Source organism: Agathobacter rectalis ATCC 33656, from assembly GCF_000020605.1.
Taxonomy (GTDB): domain Bacteria; phylum Bacillota; class Clostridia; order Lachnospirales; family Lachnospiraceae; genus Roseburia; species Roseburia rectalis.
In genome coordinates, this window is sequence record NC_012781.1 from 310,001 (window position 1) to 329,689 (window position 19,689).

Annotated in this window: 13 protein-coding genes, 7 tRNA genes and 1 rRNA gene (1 of these 21 running past the window's edge); 20 read left to right on the top strand and 1 reads right to left on the bottom strand. The window is 42.1% G+C overall.

Going from position 1 to position 19,689, the window contains the following annotated elements; all coding sequences use genetic code 11:
- From EUBREC_RS01535 to EUBREC_RS01570, 8 genes are all read left to right on the top strand, one after another.
- Positions 1-2,065: ribosomal RNA gene (locus EUBREC_RS01535) — 23S ribosomal RNA — on the top strand (it extends 820 nt beyond the left edge of the window).
- A gap of 61 nt (positions 2,066-2,126) precedes the next feature.
- Positions 2,127-2,200, top strand: a tRNA-Asp gene (locus tag EUBREC_RS01540).
- 78 nt (positions 2,201-2,278) lie between these two features.
- Positions 2,279-2,351 (top strand) — tRNA-Val (locus EUBREC_RS01545).
- Positions 2,352-2,376: 25 nt separating this feature from the next.
- Positions 2,377-2,449: transfer RNA gene (locus EUBREC_RS01550), tRNA-Thr, on the top strand.
- Between the two features lie 29 nt (positions 2,450-2,478).
- Positions 2,479-2,560, top strand: a tRNA-Tyr gene (locus tag EUBREC_RS01555).
- A 29-nt stretch (positions 2,561-2,589) separates the two neighbouring features.
- Positions 2,590-2,663 (top strand) — tRNA-Met (locus EUBREC_RS01560).
- A gap of 19 nt (positions 2,664-2,682) precedes the next feature.
- Positions 2,683-2,755, top strand: a tRNA-Phe gene (locus EUBREC_RS01565).
- 14 nt (positions 2,756-2,769) lie between these two features.
- Positions 2,770-2,842, top strand: a tRNA-Lys gene (locus EUBREC_RS01570).
- Between the two features lie 366 nt (positions 2,843-3,208).
- Here EUBREC_RS01570 and EUBREC_RS01575 read toward each other — a convergent pair.
- Positions 3,209-3,766, bottom strand: coding sequence for a hypothetical protein (locus EUBREC_RS01575; RefSeq protein WP_041253802.1), 558 nt, complete (start codon positions 3,764-3,766; stop codon positions 3,209-3,211).
- 322 nt (positions 3,767-4,088) lie between these two features.
- Between EUBREC_RS01575 and EUBREC_RS01580 the strand changes: the two genes are divergently transcribed.
- The 12 genes from EUBREC_RS01580 (at position 4,089) to EUBREC_RS01635 (ending at position 19,689) form a co-directional block, all read left to right on the top strand.
- Positions 4,089-5,132: an aldose epimerase family protein gene (locus EUBREC_RS01580; RefSeq protein ID WP_012741263.1), complete on the top strand. Its 1,044-nt coding sequence runs from the start codon at positions 4,089-4,091 to the stop codon at positions 5,130-5,132.
- A gap of 599 nt (positions 5,133-5,731) precedes the next feature.
- Positions 5,732-6,667, top strand: a complete 936-nt coding sequence (locus EUBREC_RS01585; protein ID WP_012741265.1) for a D-2-hydroxyacid dehydrogenase — start codon at positions 5,732-5,734, stop codon at positions 6,665-6,667.
- A 94-nt stretch (positions 6,668-6,761) separates the two neighbouring features.
- The gene (locus tag EUBREC_RS01590; protein WP_012741266.1) at positions 6,762-8,699 is read left to right on the top strand and encodes an LTA synthase family protein; all 1,938 of its coding nucleotides are present in this window, start codon (positions 6,762-6,764) and stop codon (positions 8,697-8,699) included.
- A 72-nt stretch (positions 8,700-8,771) separates the two neighbouring features.
- The gene (locus tag EUBREC_RS01595; RefSeq protein ID WP_012741267.1) at positions 8,772-10,994 is read left to right on the top strand and encodes an HAD-IIIA family hydrolase; all 2,223 of its coding nucleotides are present in this window, start codon (positions 8,772-8,774) and stop codon (positions 10,992-10,994) included.
- Positions 10,995-11,012: 18 nt separating this feature from the next.
- Positions 11,013-13,034, top strand: a complete 2,022-nt coding sequence (locus EUBREC_RS01600) for a BglG family transcription antiterminator (protein WP_012741268.1) — start codon at positions 11,013-11,015, stop codon at positions 13,032-13,034.
- A gap of 210 nt (positions 13,035-13,244) precedes the next feature.
- A complete protein-coding gene (locus tag EUBREC_RS01605) occupies positions 13,245-13,508 on the top strand; it encodes an HPr family phosphocarrier protein (protein WP_012741269.1) in 264 nt (87 codons plus the stop codon).
- 30 nt (positions 13,509-13,538) lie between these two features.
- On the top strand, positions 13,539-15,239 hold the full coding sequence (gene ptsP, locus EUBREC_RS01610; protein WP_012741270.1) for a phosphoenolpyruvate--protein phosphotransferase: 1,701 nt from the start codon (positions 13,539-13,541) through the stop codon (positions 15,237-15,239).
- A 256-nt stretch (positions 15,240-15,495) separates the two neighbouring features.
- Positions 15,496-16,911, top strand: coding sequence for an ATP-binding protein (locus EUBREC_RS01615; protein WP_012741271.1), 1,416 nt, complete (start codon positions 15,496-15,498; stop codon positions 16,909-16,911).
- Positions 16,912-16,988: 77 nt separating this feature from the next.
- Complete coding sequence (locus tag EUBREC_RS01620) at positions 16,989-17,294, top strand: hypothetical protein (protein ID WP_012741272.1); 306 nt, start codon at positions 16,989-16,991, stop codon at positions 17,292-17,294.
- Positions 17,295-17,308: 14 nt separating this feature from the next.
- Complete coding sequence (locus EUBREC_RS01625) at positions 17,309-17,710, top strand: hypothetical protein (protein WP_012741273.1); 402 nt, start codon at positions 17,309-17,311, stop codon at positions 17,708-17,710.
- A gap of 156 nt (positions 17,711-17,866) precedes the next feature.
- Positions 17,867-18,283: a hypothetical protein gene (locus tag EUBREC_RS01630; RefSeq protein WP_012741274.1), complete on the top strand. Its 417-nt coding sequence runs from the start codon at positions 17,867-17,869 to the stop codon at positions 18,281-18,283.
- Between the two features lie 80 nt (positions 18,284-18,363).
- Complete coding sequence (locus tag EUBREC_RS01635; RefSeq protein ID WP_012741275.1) at positions 18,364-19,689, top strand: ABC transporter permease; 1,326 nt, start codon at positions 18,364-18,366, stop codon at positions 19,687-19,689.

Below are 19,689 nucleotides of genomic sequence, written 5' to 3' on the forward strand. Positions count from 1 at the left end.
CAATCGAACCCGGAGATAGCTGGTTCTCCTCGAAATAGCTTTAGGGCTAGCCTCGATTTAGTCTTATGGAGGTAGAGCACTGAATTTCCGCGGGGGCGTCAAAGCTTACCAAAGAATATCAAACTCCGAATGCCATGTAGATGATGATCGGGAGTCAGACTGCACGAGATAAGTTGGGCAGTCAAAAGGGAAAGAGCCCAGACCACCGGCTAAGGTCCCAAAGTGCGTGTTAAGTGGAAAAGGATGTGGGAATTCGAAGACAACTAGGATGTTGGCTCAGAAGCAGCCATACATTCAAAGAGTGCGTAACAGCTCACTAGTCGAGAGTTCCTGCGCCGAAAATGTCCGGGGCTGAAACACGACACCGAAGCCGTGGACTCGCAATGCGAGTGGTAGAGGAGCATTCTTAAAACCGACGAAGCTGTACCGGAAGGAGCAGTGGAGGGATAAGAAGAGAGAATGCCGGAATGAGTAGCGAGAGAAAGGTGGGAATCCTTTCGGCCGAATATCTAAGGTTTCCAGAGTAAAGCTGATCTGCTCTGGGTAAGTCGGGGCCTAAGCACAGGTCGCAAGACGTAAGCGATGGATAACAGGTTTAGATTCCTGTACCACGCATTATCAGAACTGTAGGGACGCATGTGGAAAGCACGAGCCGGGAATGGAAATACCGGTACAAGCGGGGTAGGTGTACGATAGGCAAATCCGTCGTATAATCCGAAGACGTGATGTGGAGCGAAATAAAGTAGTGAAGCGTGTGAGCCATGTGCCGAGAAAAGCTGCTATTGTGTAATGCGTGCCCGTACCGTAAACCGACACAGGTGGATGAGGAGAGAATCCTAAGGCCGACGGAAGAAGCATTGTTAAGGAATTCGGCAAAATGACCCCGTAACTTCGGGAGAAGGGGTGCCTGCGAGAGCAGGCCGCAGAGAATAGGCTCAAGCAACTGTTTAGCAAAAACACAGGTCTATGCGAAACCGAAAGGTGAAGTATATGGGCTGACGCCTGCCCGGTGCTGGAAGGTTAAGAGGAGAGGTTAGCTTCGGCGAAGCTTTGAATTTAAGCCCCAGTAAACGGCGGCCGTAACTATAACGGTCCTAAGGTAGCGAAATTCCTTGTCGGGTAAGTTCCGACCCGCACGAAAGGCGTAATGATTTGAGCACTGTCTCGACAATGCATCCGGTGAAATTGAAGTACCAGTGAAGATGCTGGTTACCCGCGCCAGGACGGAAAGACCCCATGGAGCTTTACTCCAGTTTGATACTGGGATTCGGTACTGCATGTACAGGATAGGTGGGAGACGAAGAAGGATGGACGCCAGTCTGTCCGGAGTCGCTGTTGGGATACCACCCCTGTAGTACTGGGTTTCTAACCAGTTGCCATGAACTGGCAATGGGACAATGTCAGGCGGGGAGTTTGACTGGGGCGGTCGCCTCCGAAAGGGTATCGGAGGCGCTCAAAGGTTCCCTCAGAATGGTTGGAAACCATTTGAAGAGTGCAAAGGCAGAAGGGAGCTTGACTGCGACACCGACGGGTGGAGCAGGTACGAAAGTAGGACTTAGTGATCCGGTGGTATAAAGTGGGATTGCCATCGCTCAACGGATAAAAGCTACCCTGGGGATAACAGGCTTATCACTCCCAAGAGTTCACATCGACGGAGTGGTTTGGCACCTCGATGTCGGCTCATCGCATCCTGGGGCTGTAGCAGGTCCCAAGGGTTGGGCTGTTCGCCCATTAAAGCGGTACGCGAGCTGGGTTCAGAACGTCGTGAGACAGTTCGGTCCCTATCCGGCGCGGGCGGAGGATATTTGAGAGGAGCTGTCCTTAGTACGAGAGGACCGGGATGGACGGACCACTGGTGTATCTGTTGTCGACCAACGGCATGGCAGAGTAGCCAAGTCTGGAAGGGATAAACGCTGAAGGCATCTAAGCGTGAAGCCCCCCTCAAGATGAGATATCCCTCCTTCGGGAGTAAGACCCCTTGAAGACTACAAGGTAGATAGGGCAGAGGTGGAAGCATGGCAACATGTGGAGCTGACTGTTACTAATAGGTCGAGGGCTTAATCTGGTTAATAACGAAGAAAACAAATCGGAATTGTATGAAGTTTTGAAGGTATAAACCTTTATATGGCCTAGTGGCTCAGTTGGTTAGAGCGCCGCCCTGTCACGGCGGAGGTCACGGGTTCGAGTCCCGTCTGGGTCGTTTATAGTGAGTCTTTATTCATGATTATATGACGATTAAATCAGATGAATTTTTTAATACTCACTACAAGTAACGCGTGGGATCTTAGCTCAGCTGGGAGAGCATCTGCCTTACAAGCAGAGGGTCACAGGTTCGAGCCCTGTAGGTCCCATTTAACTAATTCCTTTATTAGTTATGCCGATGTGGCTCAATTGGCAGAGCAGCTGATTTGTAATCAGCAGGTTATCGGTTCGAGTCCGATCATCGGCTTTATACAATTTAATATTGAATTGTATTATGGGCAGATTCCCGAGTGGCCAAAGGGGACAGACTGTAAATCTGCTGCAACTTGCTTCGATGGTTCGAATCCATCTCTGCCCATTACTCTTTATAGAGTAACTAAATACTATCGCGGGATGGAGCAGTCTGGAAGCTCGCCGGGCTCATAACCCGGAGGTCATAGGTTCAAATCCTATTCCCGCAACTCGATGCGTAAGCATTGTGCCCAGTTAGCTCAGTTGGTAGAGCAACGGACTGAAAATCCGTGTGTCTCTGGTTCGATTCCGGAACTGGGCATTTTAATTTATTATGGGATATTAGCTCAGGTGGTAGAGCACTTGACTTTTAATCAAGTTGTCCGGGGTTCGAATCCCCGATGTCTCATTGAAAAACGTCTCTCTTAGAGAGGCGTTTTTTAATGCAAGACATCGGAGGGTTCGAACTCCGGACAACGTATTTTAATTAGTAAAACTGCACAAAAAATAATCGAAAATTTGTGCATGTTTGTTAACACTTTCAGAGGCCAAGGTGATACTATAATAACTGTAAAAACCCCCCAATACATTATATATTTTTTACTATCCCCATAGTAAAATACCTTCTCCTAAAAGACAGCAGAACGATGGCTGTCTTTTTTTTGCTCTAATTAAAAAAAAGACAGCCAAATATTTATTATCTATTATTCTTTTGCAAAGTCGAAATTCTACAGTTGAAATGCCAAAATTACATTATAAAAAAACATCATTAGATTTACACCGTTAGATTTATATTGCTTCCTGTCCGCAGTGATGTGTAGTAATCATCATGTGACGAGCTGCTCATCTGGCGTGAGACACGATACAGACTGCTTGTGAAGTCATTGTCATTTCCGAACAGAGAATTAAGAGTGTCTGCGTCGGCTTTTTTGACGAGCTCCTCATTAGCTTTCAGAGTACCGTCCTTGTTTATTGTGATGCCAATGTCCTCAAGCTCGTCGGTGTATTTGCCTGCCAGCTTTTTGAGCTGCTTGGCGTAACGCTTCATGGAGCTTGAACTGCTGTTTGAGGCGGAATCAATGGAATTGTTGTATGTGTCAACAAGAGCCATGACTGTTCCGCGGATGTTATCGGTATTTTCGTCGTCCGAATACTTGTAGTTCTTTAATTTTTTAGCTGCGCGGTGCAGGGCGGTTGAATCATCGTAAGCGAGCTCTGTAATACTATATTCTTTGCGTTTGGATGATTTCATGGCATCGCGGTTGTTTGAATAAAAATTTCTCATAAAATATGTTGCTGAAAGATTTGTTGCTGAACTTACTCGTGTACTCATGTTAATCCTCTTATTATTTTTAATTATAACTATGCGGTTACTATTATTTTAGGTTTTATTTTGAACGTATAATTGCACTTAAATATTTGTTATAAATATTTTATCGGATATTTGCACGAAAAAGTTTACTTATGCGATCAAAAGAAGTAAAATACAAAGGAATGCGTAGAATAAGATAAACGCGATTATGCAATCGAAATGCTACCAAGCAAAGAGTAACAGAACATAATGTAAAAAGCATAATGTATTAAAACAAAATGTAACAAACATAAAGTTACAAAAAATGCAACAAACATAATGTAACCAAAGGAGGATATGGGGCATGAGTAAAAAAGCTTTCGGTACAACATCAAAAGGAGTGGAGGCATCGCTTTACGAAATCAGCAATGGCGGTGGATTGAGAGTACTTTTGACAGACTATGGCGCTTCAGTTGTATCTATTTTTGTAAAGGACAAGGATGGCAATGAGAGAGATGTCATTTTAGGATATGACAATGTAAAGTCATATGAGAAGGAGTACAGCTATTTTGGTGCTACTGTCGGCAGATATGCAAACAGGATATCCGATGCAAAGATTAATATTGATGGAGTGGAATATAAGCTTGAGGCTAATGACAATGAGAACAGTCTTCACAGTGGATCAAATGGTTTTTCTAAGCGCTTTTGGACTGTTAAGGAGCAGAAGGCAGATGAGATTACCTTTGAGATAGAGGATGCAGATCTGGAGCAGGGCTTCCCTGGAAATGCAGTCGTTGATGTGACATTTAAGGTAACAGAAGAAAATGCTCTCGCTATTATATACAATGCAAAGGCAGATAAGACAACTACCTTCAATATGACAAACCACAGCTATTTCAATCTGAACGGTCATGCATCAGGAAGCGTATACACTCACACATTGCAGATAAATGCTGAGCATTACACACCTGTAAAGGATTCCAAGGCTATTCCTACAGGTGAGATTGCACCGGTTGAGGGTACACCATTTGATTTTACAGAGGCTAAGCCAATCGGAAGAGATATCGAGGCAAATGATACACAGCTTCATTATGGAAGCGGATATGATCACAATTTTGCAATAGACAAGACCGCTCCGGGAGTAGAAAAGGTCGCAACAGCATACTCTCCTGAGAGTGGCATACAGATGGAGGTATACACCGACTGTGTCGGAATCCAGCTTTATACTGCCAACTTTATCGTGGGACAGGAAGGCAAGGGCGGAGTCAAATACAATAACCGCGATGCATTCTGCCTCGAGACACAGTTCTATCCAAACTCAATAAATGAGACCAACTTCAGTACACCTGTTACAAAGGCAGGTGATACATACCACACAGAGACCGATTACAAATTCTCTGTGAAATAAAATGCCAACATAAGAGAGATACAGAATAGTTAAAGCCCACCATATTGATGAAATTTATCATTAATATGGTGGGCTTTCTTAAGCTTTGTTTAATCAAATACTGATACAGTGGTTTTATTTCCGGAAATGTGGTATAAATATATTTATATGTATGAAATGAACATATGATTACATTTATAAATTGCGCTAATACTATTATGTTAATGCTATTATGCTAGGTAATTTGTTAGTATTTAAAGCTAGCTGTAATTCTATTAATCATAAACATTGGCAAATAAAGATTAAAATTGTCAAATAACAATAAATAGTGATAAATATAGATAATTATTGAGATGACTTCGCACACGCAAACCTGCATTACCGCTGGCATATGGTGTGTTCCGAAGAAATATATGAACTGCCACAAAGTTCCATTAACCTTCGGTGACGATAAAAAGCAGACTGATAAAACAGACTATCCGGATGCATTTTTTGTGGCTGACTTCATATATTTCTGAGGAATATACCATATGCCGGCGCACCATCACAGCCTGCAAGTGCGAAGTCCCCTAAAAATATAAATTAAAACAAATAAATATATAGCACAGAGGAAACAAACCATGAAAATAGTATTTTTAGATTCCAAAACAATTGGTGACGACATCGACCTTTCCGAATATGACAAGCTCGGAGAGGTTGTCAAATATGATTTTTCAACAACAGAGGAAGCAGCGGAGCGCACAAGGGATGCTGATGTGATTGTTTTAAATAAGGTCGAGGTAAATGAGAAATCAATAGGACAGGCAAAAAATTTAAAGCTTGTATGTGTGACTGCAACAGGCACAAACAATCTGGATAAAGAATATCTGGTAAAAAGAGGCATTGAATGGAGAAATGTCGCAGGGTATTCTACAGAGACCGTGGCGCAGCATACGTTTGCACTGCTATTTTACCTGCTTGAGAAGCTGAGATATTATGATGATTATGTGAAGAGCGAGAAATATGTGGGTGATACGTCGTTTACGCATTTTTCCAATGTGTTTCACCAGATTAGCGGTATGACCTGGGGCATCGTGGGGCTTGGAAATATCGGAAGACGCGTGGCTGATATCGCAAAGGCTTTTGGCTGCCATGTGGTTTATTATTCTACCTCAGGAAGAAACTCGCAGCCGGGCTATGAGAGGGTGGATTTTGATACTCTGCTTGCCACGTCTGATATCGTGTCGGTGCATGCACCGCTCACAGATGATACACTTGGTCTGATGGACAAGGCTGCGTTTGAAAAGATGAAAAAATCTGCGATATTTTTAAATCTTGGCAGAGGTCCTATAGTGAATGAAGCGGATCTGGCACAGGCGCTTATGGATGGAGAGCTGGCGGCGGCAGGTCTTGATGTGCTGGCGCAGGAGCCTATGAGTGAGGACAATCCGCTCCGTGCGATAAAGGATTCAAACAAGCTGATTATCACACCGCATATTGCGTGGGCAAGCGTTGAGGCAAGAACAAATCTGATGCACATTATATACAGTCAAATTGAGGACTTCTTTGCTAATTAGGAAATATAATTTAAAATCAAATCGCAACATTAAGAGAAAGCACTAAGAGAAAGCATTAAGAGGCAATATTAACAGGCAATATGAAGAGGCAGAAATGAGCATCAAATTTGAGATAACAAAACAAAACAACATACATTTTGGAATTGCAGCAGTGGCGGCCGCGCTGGTAGGTTACTTTACATCGGCAAGCTGGTGGGTGATTCTTTTGTTTGCGGCAGTATATTTTGGACTTGTAAATGTGAAGCTTGAGCTTCCGGTGAAGCTGTCGTGGCTTTGGGCTGCGATACTGCTTGTCATCGGAGCGATACTATCTGTTTTTTCGGTGCAGTATGTGCTGCTGACTGATGAGGACTTTGTGAAAACCACCGATATGGTATGCGTGGTGAATGTGGTTCTGGCGCTCGCCATATATCTGGTGATACTTTTTATCACAAACAACACGAGGCTGACATGTACCATAGCATCAATTGCCATACTCGCGTTTGGATTTATAGATTACTTTGTCTATGAATTCCGTGGTAATGAGTTTACGTATGCGGATTTGAAGTCAGCGGGAACAGGACTTTCTGTCGTGACAAAATACAAATTCGTCATAGACTACAAGTTTTTGTATGTGATTCTGGCGGCTGTTTTGTATCTCATGCTGGTAAGGCGCATAGAAGTGCAGTTCGAGTCAGCTATCCATATGAGGATTATTTCGATTCTTCTCACAATAATATGCGTGCTGTATGTCATCATGAATTCCATGTCACTGAACACCGAGACCTGGGAGAAAAAGGGCACGTACAGAAACGGCTATCTGCTGAACTTTGTGCTCGGCATAAGGGACAGCTTTGTGAAGGCTCCTGATGGCTACAGCAAGGCGGCAGTTGACAAGATAGCAGGCAATTTCAAGGAAACGGACAGCTCATATTCGCAGTCTGATGCGAAAAATCCGACAATCATTGTTATCATGAATGAGTCGTTTGCGGATTTGTCGGTGGTGGGAGATTTTGAGACCAACACGCAGGTTACGCCGTTTATGGATTCTTTGAGTGAAAATACGCTTAAAGGCTATGCTCTTTCGTCCGTGTACGGTGCGAAGACGCCAAACTCTGAGTGGGAATTTGAGACAGGAAACTCGATGGCATTTCTGCCGGACGGCTCGGTGGTTTATCAGCAGTATATAAATGATGACCCGACCTCCATAGTCTCAAACCTGAAGAATATCGGCTATACGACGGTTGCGATGCATCCGTACTATGCGACAGGCTGGAGCAGGAACAAGATTTATCCGCATCTGGGCTATGATGAGACTTACTTTATAGATGATTTTGACCAGACAAAGATACTCAGGGAATATATCACTGACCAGGAGCTCTATGATAAGATTATTGACCGCTACGAGAAAAAGAGCGATGACGAGAAACTTTACATCATGGGAGTCACGATGCAAAACCACGGTGGCTACGGTGAGAGATATGACAACTTCAACCAGGAGGTTTACAAGGTTGGAGCGTCATACACCGATGCGAACCAGTATCTGTCACTTTTGAATGAAAGTGACAAGGCGCTCGAAAATCTCATCACATACTTTAAGGGTGTGGATGATCCGGTAGAGATTGTGTTTTTTGGAGACCACCAGCCTGGATTATGCAATGATTTTATCAAGCTCTTAAATGGCAAGGGCAATTCCGGACTTACGGAGCAGGAGCTTGAGAATCTGTACAAGGTGCCGTTTTTGATATGGACCAATTACGAGACGGATGCACAGAAAGTTGATGTGACGAGCCTCAACTACCTGTCCACACTGACGCTTGAGAGAGCCAACATAGATCTGCCGGCATACAACCGGTTCCTCGCAGAGCTGATGGAGAAGATTCCGGCCATAAATTCAAGGGGCTATTATTCGAAAAAGAATGAGTGTTTTATGCATGTGGAAGACGCAACAGGAGACGAGGCAAAATGGATAAAGGCATACAATATCCTGCAGTACAATTCGATGTTTGACGAGAAGGACAGAAGCTCGCTGCTGTTTCCGTACCTGAAATAATGTTATGATTTGAAGCAGCCATAAATACACATATGAGAAAATGAATTAATATAACTATTCAGGGAGCTAATAATGAAGCTAAGTGATTTATTACAATTTGATAACATAATTGTGCAATGTCATGATAATCCGGACGCAGATGCACTGGCAAGCGGCTTTGGAGTCTATGAATATCTGAGGATGAATGGAAAAAGTCCCAGACTTGTATACGGAGGCAGGAATATCATACACAAGAGCAATCTGGTGCTTATGGTAGACAGTCTTGGCATACCGATAGAGCATGTGGATTTTTTAGACAATCCGCAGCTGCTTGTGACTGTCGATTGTCAGTACGGTGGTGGGAATGTCACATTTTTCAAGGCAGAAAATGTAGCTGTCATAGATCACCACAGAGTATCGGGAGAGCTTCCTGCTATGAACCGTGTCATGAGCTATATGGGCTCATGTGCGACAATTGTGTGGGATATGCTGCGTGAGGAGGGCGTAGAGATAAATCGAAACCTGGCAACAGCACTGTATTATGGACTTTACACCGACACCGGAGAATTTACCGAGATAACACATTCGCTTGATAGGGACCTGCGCGATGAGGCGGATTTTGACAACACTATAGTGGCCAAATTCCGAAATGCCAACATGTCACTTGAGGAGCTGGACATAGCCGCAACAGCATTGCTGGGGCGCGATTATATAGAGGAATATCGTCTGGCGATCGTAAAGGCAGGGGCATGTGACCCGAATGTACTCGGCATCATAAGCGATTTTGTGCTGGAGGTGGATGCTATTGACATATGTATGGTATTTTCAGTGATTAAGAATGGAGTGAAGCTTTCGTTTAGAAGCTGTATAAAAGAGGTGAGCGCAAGCGAAATGGCGCAGGAAGTGTGCAGGGACATAGGCTCAGGCGGAGGGCATTATTACAAGGCCGGTGGATTTATTCCGATGGATCTGCTGATAGACAGCTATAATGTCTACTGCAAAGAAAAAGACGTGACACCAAGATTTCAGTACAGCAGCGATGGTACACACAAACGTCCTTCGGATTCTGCAATCAAATCATTATTGGAAGAGAGGATTTTTGATTATTTAAACGATACAAAGATAATTTACGGAGAAGATTTTGATACGAGTGGCTTCAAAAAAGTGGATTATAAAAAACGCCCGATACCGATGGGATGTATCATTGCAAAGGATATACTGCCTGTGGGCTGCTGCATGGGAGTGCGGACAGCTAAGGGGGATATCTCCACACCGGTTAGTGAAGATACGGTAGTCATAATAGGAGAAGACGGCAGTGTACGGATTTTAAATCTGGACAGGCTGAACAAAAGCTTCAGGATATACAAGGACTGGCGGTTTACTGTGAAACAGACAGATTATGTCCCGAAGTTCAAGAATAAGGATACGGAGACTATAGTGGATGGAATGGCACATGCCAGAGTGTGCATACCTGTTGAGGAGGATTTTTCAAGAGCATTTGTGCTAAAGCACAAGGTAAAGCTATTTAAGAATAAGGATGACAGCAGTTATATATCAGGCAGACCTGGAGATATTATGGTTCTGCCAAATGATGACAGGAATGAGGCATATATGATAAGCAAGACAGAATTTGAAAAGACACATATAGCAAAGGGTGAGGAGGAAAACCGTAAAAAAGCGGTCGTTTTCGACCTTGATGGAACACTTCTCTATACACTTGAGGATTTAAAAAATGCAACAAACTATGCATTAAAACAAAATGGCATGCCGGAGCGTACACTCGACGAGGTGCGCAGATTTGTGGGAAACGGTGTAAAGCTTCTGATGGAGCGCGCAGTGCCACAGGGGGCAGACAATCCAAAGTTTGAAAAGACATTTTCGGATTTCAAGGAATATTATGAGGCTCATTGCAATGACAATACAGCACCTTATGATGGAATCATGGAGCTTTTAAAGGAGCTTAAATTAAACGGCATAAAGCTTGCTATTGTTTCAAACAAGCTTGACCCGGCGGTAAAGGAGCTCAATCAGCTTTATTTCAAGGAGTATATGACATCGGCAGTCGGCGAGATGGAGGAAGAGGGTATACGCAAAAAGCCGGCACCTGATATGGTGCAGAAGGCACTTAAAGAGCTTCAGGTGAGTGCAGATGAAGCAATCTATGTGGGGGACTCCGATGTGGATATCGCCACAGCGAAAAACTCAGGTCTGGAGTGCGTATCTGTCACATGGGGCTTCAGGGACGTAGAGTTTTTGAAGGAGCATGGTGCAACAAATCTGATAGATGAACCGGTCGAATTGTTAAATTACGTATAATCAGGAGAACTTTGATTTATGCTTTCAGAAAAGGGATTATTGATAATTGAAAAGCTGGCAGAGCACAACAATGAGCTTGTCACATCAAAGGCTCTTGCTGCGTCCACAGGTATGTCGGAGCGAAGTGTGAAGACATATCTGAAGGAGGTGGCTGATTTTTGTGAGCAAAACTCTATGACGCTCGACAGAAAGCCGGGCAAAGGCATGAAGCCGTGCTTTAGCGATGCGCAGATAGGAAAGATTCTGGATGTGGCAGGGCGGAAATCGGCAGCAGTATCGCAGAAGAAGAGACAGAACTACATATCGTATATTCTGCTAAGTGGCTGGGATACATACACGTATGCGCTTTTTTCGGAGGAGTTAAACGTCAGCAAAAATGTCATCATGGATGATATAAATGAGCTTGACGCAGAGCTTCTGCTCTTTGGCATTAAGGTGCACAGAACGGCGGGTTACGGAATATATGCGACAGGCAGTGAGCTTGATATCAGAAAAGCCATGAGGCATTTCTGCAGGTATCCAATCAGTGATAAGCAGGTTATCAAGACCGATGACCACAGGCTTTCAAGACGCGCGGCCGAGGTGATAGCCAATAATTTCAGAAGCGTAAATCTGTCGATGGCAGTTGACATGATACATCATGTGGAGAGACGCTTTGATATCATCTTTACGGATTACACATTTCAGATGCTGGCAGAGTATATAGCCATTGCACTTTTCAGGGTGGATGTGGAGAAGGAACTGAAAACGGATGAGTTAGATCTGTCGAACCGAATATGTGATGCTGCAAGTGATGGGGATGCGGGCACCGAAACAGAGCAGCAGGTACAGAAAAATGGATTCGTAATGATAGAGCATGAGAACATGGCAAAGGAGGCAGCAGGCTTTCTGGAAAGACATCACGGCATCAGCCTCTCACAGCCTGAAATCATGTATCTGGCAATGCTTTTTTCCTGTGCCGAGGGACAAAACCGCGTTGTCATGTCCTGTGAGGAGGCGCTTAGCATAGAGGATGAGATGATAGTGTATCTGTCAAATCTTCTCGCTGCCAATCTGATTGAAAATGAGCTTCTACGTGAGAGCATGCGTAGCTTTTTACCGGGCTCCATTGCGAGGACTCATTTTGGCATAGAGATAGACAATCCGTTTCTTTCCGATATCACACAATCGTATGCCAGTCTCTTTACGGTATGTTTTACAGTATCGAGATACTACGAAAAGTACACAGGCGCCATGCCGAGCGAGAATGAGATAGCTTTTATTGCCTTGCAGGTGGGCGGAGCCCTGCACAGAAATCCTATGACAGTGCGCGCAGTGTTAATCGGTGCAGCAGGCTATGCGACCGGCAGCATAATAGCGGGCAAAATAGAAAACAGAGTGCCGGATGTAAGGATAGTAAGCATTTTGTCGTCAGACCGCATAGAGCATATTGACGAGTATGACTGCGACCTCATACTCTCGACCATAGACACACGGGCAGATATCCACAAGGATATGAGATTTCTGTATGTTTCTCCACTAATCAGTGCGCAGGATGAGAAAAATATCAGAAACAAGTGCTTTGAGCTCATGACCGGCCAGAGCGCGGAGGTCAGCGAGTTTTCACAGATGCTGTCGGAGGAATTTATCATATTTGAGAAAAAGGCGAAAAACCGCAAGGATGTTTTAAAGCGCGCGTGCCAGCTTCTCATAAACAAAGGAATAGTGCAGAGCGAGTTTGCGAGGGATGTACTGGAGCGTGAGAAGGTGGAGGCAACCGCTGTGGGCTGCAATATAGCCATACCGCACGGAAAGCCTGAGCATGTAAACCGCTGCCAGATACTTGTTATACGTCTCGACAAGCCGATAGAGTGGGGCGAGAGGATGGCAGACATGATATTTCTGCTTGCGATAAACTTTGACAGTGTCAACACGACAAAGGCATTTTTCCATGATTTCACAAAGCTTCTGAATGAAAATGGAGCGACTGACAGGCTCAGGGAGGCTGCTTCACCTCATGAGCTTTGTGCAGCTATCCGGAAAGAGCTGGGGTGGAACTGAATATCACATTAATACAAAATTGCACCAGAGATGGTGCAATTTTGCATTTTGGGGAATATTGAAAAAACTCATACCGCACAGTACAATAAAACCATAGAAAGCAACGGACATATGACAGGCTGATGAATAGCAGAGGGCGATACAGTTAATCATATGTGTGAGCGAAATAAACAAACAAACCAATAATTTTAAATTCAGGAGGACAAAACTATGGTAAGCAAGACAATGGTAGTAAAAGCAGCAGAGGGACTTCACATGAGACCTGCAGGAGTTATCGCAAGAGAGGCAGGCAAGTTTGATTCAGACGTAACAATCGTATTCGGCGACAAGAGAATCAACGCAAAGAGCCTTGTAAACATCATCGCAGCATGCATCAAGAAGGATGCAGAGATTACATTCGAGTGTGAGGGAGCTGACGAGGAAGCAGCACTTGCAAAGATGGAAGAGCTCGAGGCAGACAACTTCGGAGATTAATCAACCAGCAAAGTCAATCGGAGGTGTGATATGTACAAAGGAATCGCCGGCTCAGAAGGAATCGGAATCGGAAATGTGGTCATTATCGAAGAGCATGAGATAGTGATTGAGAATAAGAAAATTACAGATACAGACGCTGAAATCGCACGTCTCCAGGGAGCCATTGAGAAATTTGTAAATGATACAAACGCCATGGCAGACAGAATGGAAAAGACAGTCGGAGCAAAGGATGCGGATATCCTTCGCGGACATATCCAGATGCTTCAGGATCCGACCATAGAGGAGCAGATTACAGCGCTCATAGTAAGTGAGAAAATCACGGCAGAGAAGGCGCTCGACCAGGTGCTTGAGCAGACAGCAGAGATATTTGCACAGATACCTGATGAGCTTTTGCAGCAGAGAGCAACAGATTTCAGGGATATCAAAGCCAGAATCCTTAAGATTCTGCTTGGAATCGAGGACTATGATATCTCAGCAGCTCCGGCAGGCACAGTGCTCGTGGCACATGACCTGACACCATCCATGACAGCAGGTATCGTGGCAGAGAATATCGCAGGAATACTCACAGAGGTGGGCGGCAGAACCTCCCACTCAGCAATACTTGCAAGAGCAATGGAAATCCCGGCAGTTCTCAGTATTGATGGAATCTGCACAGCTGTCAAAAATGGTGACAGAGTGGTACTCAACGGAACAAGCGGAGAGGCAATCGTAAACCCTGACGCTGAGACAGAGCAGAAATTCGCTGGGTTGCTTGAGGAATACAAAAAAGAGAAAGAGCTCTTAAAGAAATTTGCGGGTGTGCCGACAGTATCAGCAGACGGCACAAAGGTAGAGCTTGTATGCAATATCGGAAAGCCTGAGGACGCAAAGAAAGCTGTAGAGTGTGACGGAGAGGGAATAGGACTTTTCCGTACAGAGTTCCTTTTCATGGACAGAGACACAATTCCTACAGAGGAAGAGCAGTTTGAGGCATACAAATCAGTAGCAGAGACAATGAAGGGCAAGCCTGTCATTATCCGTACACTCGATATCGGAGGTGACAAGGAAATCCCATATCTGGGTCTTGAGAAAGAGGACAACCCATTCCTAGGCTACAGAGCTATCAGATTCTGTCTCCAGAGAACAGACATCTACAATACACAGCTTCGTGCACTTGTTAGAGCCAGTGCATTCGGCAGGATAAAGATAATGGTTCCGCTTGTGACATGCGTAGATGAGCTTCGCAGTGTAAAAGCAATGGTAGCTGACATCATGAAAGAGCTTGATGCAGAGGGCATTGCATACAACAAGAACCTCGAAATTGGTATCATGATGGAGACACCGGCAGCCTGCATGATGGCAGATGTGCTTGCAAAAGAGGCAGCCTTCTTCAGTATCGGAACAAACGACCTGACAGGCTACACAATGGCAGTAGACCGTGGAAACTCAAAGGTAGCATACCTTTATTCAGCCTTCAATCCGGCAGTGCTTCGCGCAATCAAGCGTATCATCGAGTGCGGTAAGAAAGAGGGAATCATGGTAGGCATGTGTGGAGAGGCAGCAGCAGATCCAAAGCTCATTCCGCTGTTACTCGCATTCGGACTTGATGAGTTCTCAGTGAGTGCCACAAGTGTGCTCAAGACCAGAAAGACCATCGCAGACAGCAGCATGGCAGAATGCAAGGCATTGGCAGACAAGGTAATGGCATGCGCTACAGAGGCAGAGGTACAGGCAGTGCTTGCACAGCAGTAGATGCTAAATTTAAACAAGTATAAAAGTTAGTAAAAAAGTATAAATAAGAGTAAAATATAAAAGTATAACATTGAAATTTATTATAAAGACGGCTGAACCGGTGGGGACCGGGACGGCCGTCTTTTTTGTGTATACGAAATGAAAGATAAATATTTAGTTATTTACGATTTAGTTATTTATGATTAACTAAATTACGATTGACTAAACCATATATAAGTAATAAAATATTGTGTATAGAAATGGAGGGAGAAGAGCTATGTTTATAGGAAGAGAAAAAGAGCTTGCAACTTTAAACGGATTATATAATTCGGATAAATTTGAATTCGCAGTAATCTACGGCAGACGAAGAGTGGGGAAGACAGCTCTCATAAGCCATTTTATACAGGATAAAAAAGCAATATATTTTATGGGAGTAGAGAGCAACGAAAAGCAGAATCTGGAGAACTTTAGTCAGGCAATCATGGAATATGCTTCAGGAATAATGCCGGGGACTTCATTTGTGTCATTTCAGGCTGCAATAGAATATGTATTTAAATTATGTGAAAATGAAAGACTGGTGCTTGTCATAGATGAGTATCCATATGTGGCAAAAGCTTCGAAAAGCATGGCTTCAACCTTGCAGATGCTTATTGATAAAAATAAAGATAATTCTAAAATGATGCTTATTTTATGTGGCTCATCTATGTCTTACATGGAAGATAATGTGCTGGCGTATAAGGCACCTTTGTATGGCAGAAGAACTGCCCAGATGAAAATACTTCCGTTTGATTTTGAGGATAGCTGCAAATATTTCAACGGATTTTCAGCAGAGGATATGGCTCTGATATATGGTATTGTTGGTGGTACTCCGCAATATCTTTTACAGATGAATGACAGCATGAGTGTAGAGGATAATATAAAAAATGTGTTCCTCAACCCAGCATCGGCAATATTTGAGGAACCTGAAAATCTGTTAAAGCAGGAAGTCCGTGAACCTGCTGTATATAATGCAATAATAACAGCAGTAGCAACAGGCAGCTCCCGTATGTCGGAAATCGCAACCAAGATAGGCGAAACGACAAGTGTATGCTCACAGTATATGAAAAATCTGATTAATCTTGGCTTAATACGGAAAGAAACTCCATATGGCGAAAAGGAGTCCAGAAAATCAATATATGCAATAGCTGATAATATGTTTAGATTCTGGTATCGGTTTATACCTGATAATAATTCTATCATTAGCAGAGGTGCAACAGAACTTGCGTATAAAAGAATTGCTCCAAATCTGTCAGATTATATGGGCAGGATATTTGAAGAAATATGTATGCAGTATATGTGGAAATTGCTGCTTGATGGGGAATCACCTGTGGAATTTAGCAATCTTGGACGATGGTGGGGAACAGATCCACAAGAGAGAATACAGACAGAAATTGATATAATGGGTGATCAGGATAAAAGCACTGTATTGTTTGGAGAATGTAAGTGGATAAATGAAAATGTGGATGTAAAAGTGCTCGAAAAGCTGAAAAAGAGAAGCAGATTATTTAGATATGAGAATGTCCATTTATTTTTATTCGCAAAAAAAGGATTTACCCAAGGGTGTATTGAGGAAGCCGGAAAAATGGGAAATGTGTCGCTGGTGACATATGATCAGATATATAGGTATTTAAATAATATAGATTTATCACAATAGTTAAGTCAACACAATGGACTGGAAATCATTATGTTTCAGGACAATCAACAAAAAGTACTTATCTAAAAAATGGAGATATGTTATACTATAGTGAGTCAGGTGGATCTACATATTCATTATCTGTAGGAGTTGCATATGGAATAGGTTCTGTTTCATTAGGAATACCATTGGGAAAAATTACAACGGGAACATTCGGAGCTGCTGTTAAGGCTACAGGAAAAGGTTATTATAAATTGGCACTAAATAAGCAAGTCAAACCAACTGTGATGTTGATACAGTATAGAACAAAGCAAAATGGAAAATGGTCAAGTTGGGGGAAAGCATCAGTATATAGTAAGAGTTATGAAACCGTAAGGATAAAGCCAACATTGATTAAACAATAGGGAGAAGGTAGATAATGAGAAAACGAGTTATTACTTATGTAGTATTTGCTGTTTGCATTTGCGCAATGAGTGTGCTGATTACATATAGCATAATGCAGCAAAAAAATAATGTGACGGTGGGACTTTATTATGGAACTTTTGATTTTTCAAAGTATCAAAATGTAGATAGTACAAAAAAATTAGCTATCATACATGATAACGATGAAAAACAAGGCGAGTATGAGATGGAAATAGAACATACTGATAAGGTGGAAACCGGAACATGGAGTTGGAACGATGATGGTTACATTACTTTATATCAGGATAATGATGCTATTGCGAATCTTGTATATGTGGATGGTAAATATCTTTTCTCTGATGCCGATATTGAAATTCAAAAACTTAAAAGGATATCTGAAACGGCAATAGTAAAATAATTGAGAGCATAGGTTTCTTTAGATTTCTTTAGAATTATTTATAATTTTTAAATAATTTTTAAGATAATTCTTTATGTGTATATAGTATTGTAAAACTATAGACGTCTATGACTTTAGTAACTAATATTCATAGTTTTAAGAGCAAAGGAGAAGCCTATGAAAAAATTCAGATTTATTTTAGTACTAGCAATGGCTGTAGTAATTAGTGGCGGAGTTATTTCTACATCAAGAGTTGTAAATGCAGCAACAGATATTAATTTTGGATCAAGGACTGTAGATGCTGGATGTGCACGAAGATGGTTTCCGAAAGGTCAAACAGGATATACATTAACAAATGGACAGAATCAAACCATTTCTGTTACAGTATCAACAAGAGGAAATAATATTGGAATTGGTTTTATGAAATATTCGACAAAAACAAATTATTCATATTATTCAGGAGTGCTTAGTGGAACTTCCGTTACAAAGAAAAAAGCTCTAAGTGGAGCTACTGCAAGTTATCAGCCGTATGTTGAAAACTATAATGATACTGTACAATTAAGGATTAATTCTGGATATGCCAAAATGCAATAATAGAGGAAAATAAAAAACGAAGGAAATGATATTTTATTACATATCATTTCCTTCGATTGGTAGTATTGAGGAGATGGGATATGATAGAAACAGCTCTTATATATATAAAAAGAAATAAAATAAAATCTTTGATTATTATACTAATCATCGCGACAATAATCCTGGGTGAAATTATTGGTCTGCTATTAAACAATGCCTCAGAAAAATCTGAGAGAGATGCATATTTATATAATGGGGCTGCATTAGTAATTGAGGATGATAATGGAGGATTTACCAAGAGTGATTATGATGAAATCAGAAAAGTGAAATATGTAACAGGACTGGGGGCGTGGAGAGAGCTGATTGCAGATCCGGTGGATACAGAGAATGTAAAGGAACATAAAGGAATAGATCCGGAGAATAAAGATGTGCGCAATCGGGCTGACAAAATGGTGATTGTTGCAAATATGGATGTGCAGCAATATAGCCTGTTTTCATGGGAAAAAAATGTATCTCTTATTGAAGGGGAATTTCCAACATATGAAAATAAAGGAATTATTGTAGAACAGCGATATGCGAAAAAAAATAACCTTAAGGTAGGGGATGAAGTTAAATATACTATAGGAGACCAATCGGAGGCAACGTCTTTACAAATATGCGGAATTTATAAAGTGGACAGTGATTTCGAAATATATGATTCAAATGAAGAGGGAACCTCGGTATACATACATAGTCCATATAATTCTATATATGTAGATTATGATTATATTGTAGAGTTACTAGGGTTAGAGTACACAGCGTCAACGGGAAGCGAAGTGTATATTGATAAGATAGAGCATATAGATGCAGTAAAAAAACAATTAAAGAAAATGTATGGAGATAATGTGGAGATATATGATAATACTTCTAATTATCTCGATTCAGAATGTAAAGTCGTAGGATTGATGGGAAAAACATCAAAAATAATTTGCTGGATGATAATTATAATGGGTGAAATTATTTTGTTAATCGTTTTCTCGTTTTATACTATCCAATACCAAAAAGATACAGGACTTTTTATGGTACTCGGAAGGTCAAGAAAATGGTGTATAGGTAGATTTGCATTTATAGGAATGATATATGCAATTAGTGGATTACTTTTGGGTGCGCTATTATACTGTGTGCTTGGCGATTTAATATGTAGCATTATAAGTGGTATAGGTAAGAATGTCATAATTAATAGTACAGACAGAGCTATAGGTGGATATGATATACCAGGAATATTTCAAGGCTTTGAGGTACGTATAGAAATGAGTGCTTTTTTTACTCTGAAAAACATTATAATTCTATTAATAATTTCGTTGGTTAATTGGATTGCATTTATGGTACTGCCTGTTGTAACAACTGTTGAAGAAAATGCAAAGAAACTGTTAAATTCGAAGGGATAG

Coding starts and splice junctions, on each gene's coding strand:
- EUBREC_RS01575 (WP_041253802.1), bottom strand. CDS start 3,766: ATGAGTACACGAGTAAGTTCAGCAACAAATCTTTCAGCAACATATTTT.
- EUBREC_RS01580 (WP_012741263.1), top strand. CDS start 4,089: ATGAGTAAAAAAGCTTTCGGTACAACATCAAAAGGAGTGGAGGCATCG.
- EUBREC_RS01585 (WP_012741265.1), top strand. CDS start 5,732: ATGAAAATAGTATTTTTAGATTCCAAAACAATTGGTGACGACATCGAC.
- EUBREC_RS01590 (WP_012741266.1), top strand. CDS start 6,762: ATGAGCATCAAATTTGAGATAACAAAACAAAACAACATACATTTTGGA.
- EUBREC_RS01595 (WP_012741267.1), top strand. CDS start 8,772: ATGAAGCTAAGTGATTTATTACAATTTGATAACATAATTGTGCAATGT.
- EUBREC_RS01600 (WP_012741268.1), top strand. CDS start 11,013: ATGCTTTCAGAAAAGGGATTATTGATAATTGAAAAGCTGGCAGAGCAC.
- EUBREC_RS01605 (WP_012741269.1), top strand. CDS start 13,245: ATGGTAAGCAAGACAATGGTAGTAAAAGCAGCAGAGGGACTTCACATG.
- ptsP (WP_012741270.1), top strand. CDS start 13,539: ATGTACAAAGGAATCGCCGGCTCAGAAGGAATCGGAATCGGAAATGTG.
- EUBREC_RS01615 (WP_012741271.1), top strand. CDS start 15,496: ATGTTTATAGGAAGAGAAAAAGAGCTTGCAACTTTAAACGGATTATAT.
- EUBREC_RS01620 (WP_012741272.1), top strand. CDS start 16,989: ATGTTATACTATAGTGAGTCAGGTGGATCTACATATTCATTATCTGTA.
- EUBREC_RS01625 (WP_012741273.1), top strand. CDS start 17,309: ATGAGAAAACGAGTTATTACTTATGTAGTATTTGCTGTTTGCATTTGC.
- EUBREC_RS01630 (WP_012741274.1), top strand. CDS start 17,867: ATGAAAAAATTCAGATTTATTTTAGTACTAGCAATGGCTGTAGTAATT.
- EUBREC_RS01635 (WP_012741275.1), top strand. CDS start 18,364: ATGATAGAAACAGCTCTTATATATATAAAAAGAAATAAAATAAAATCT.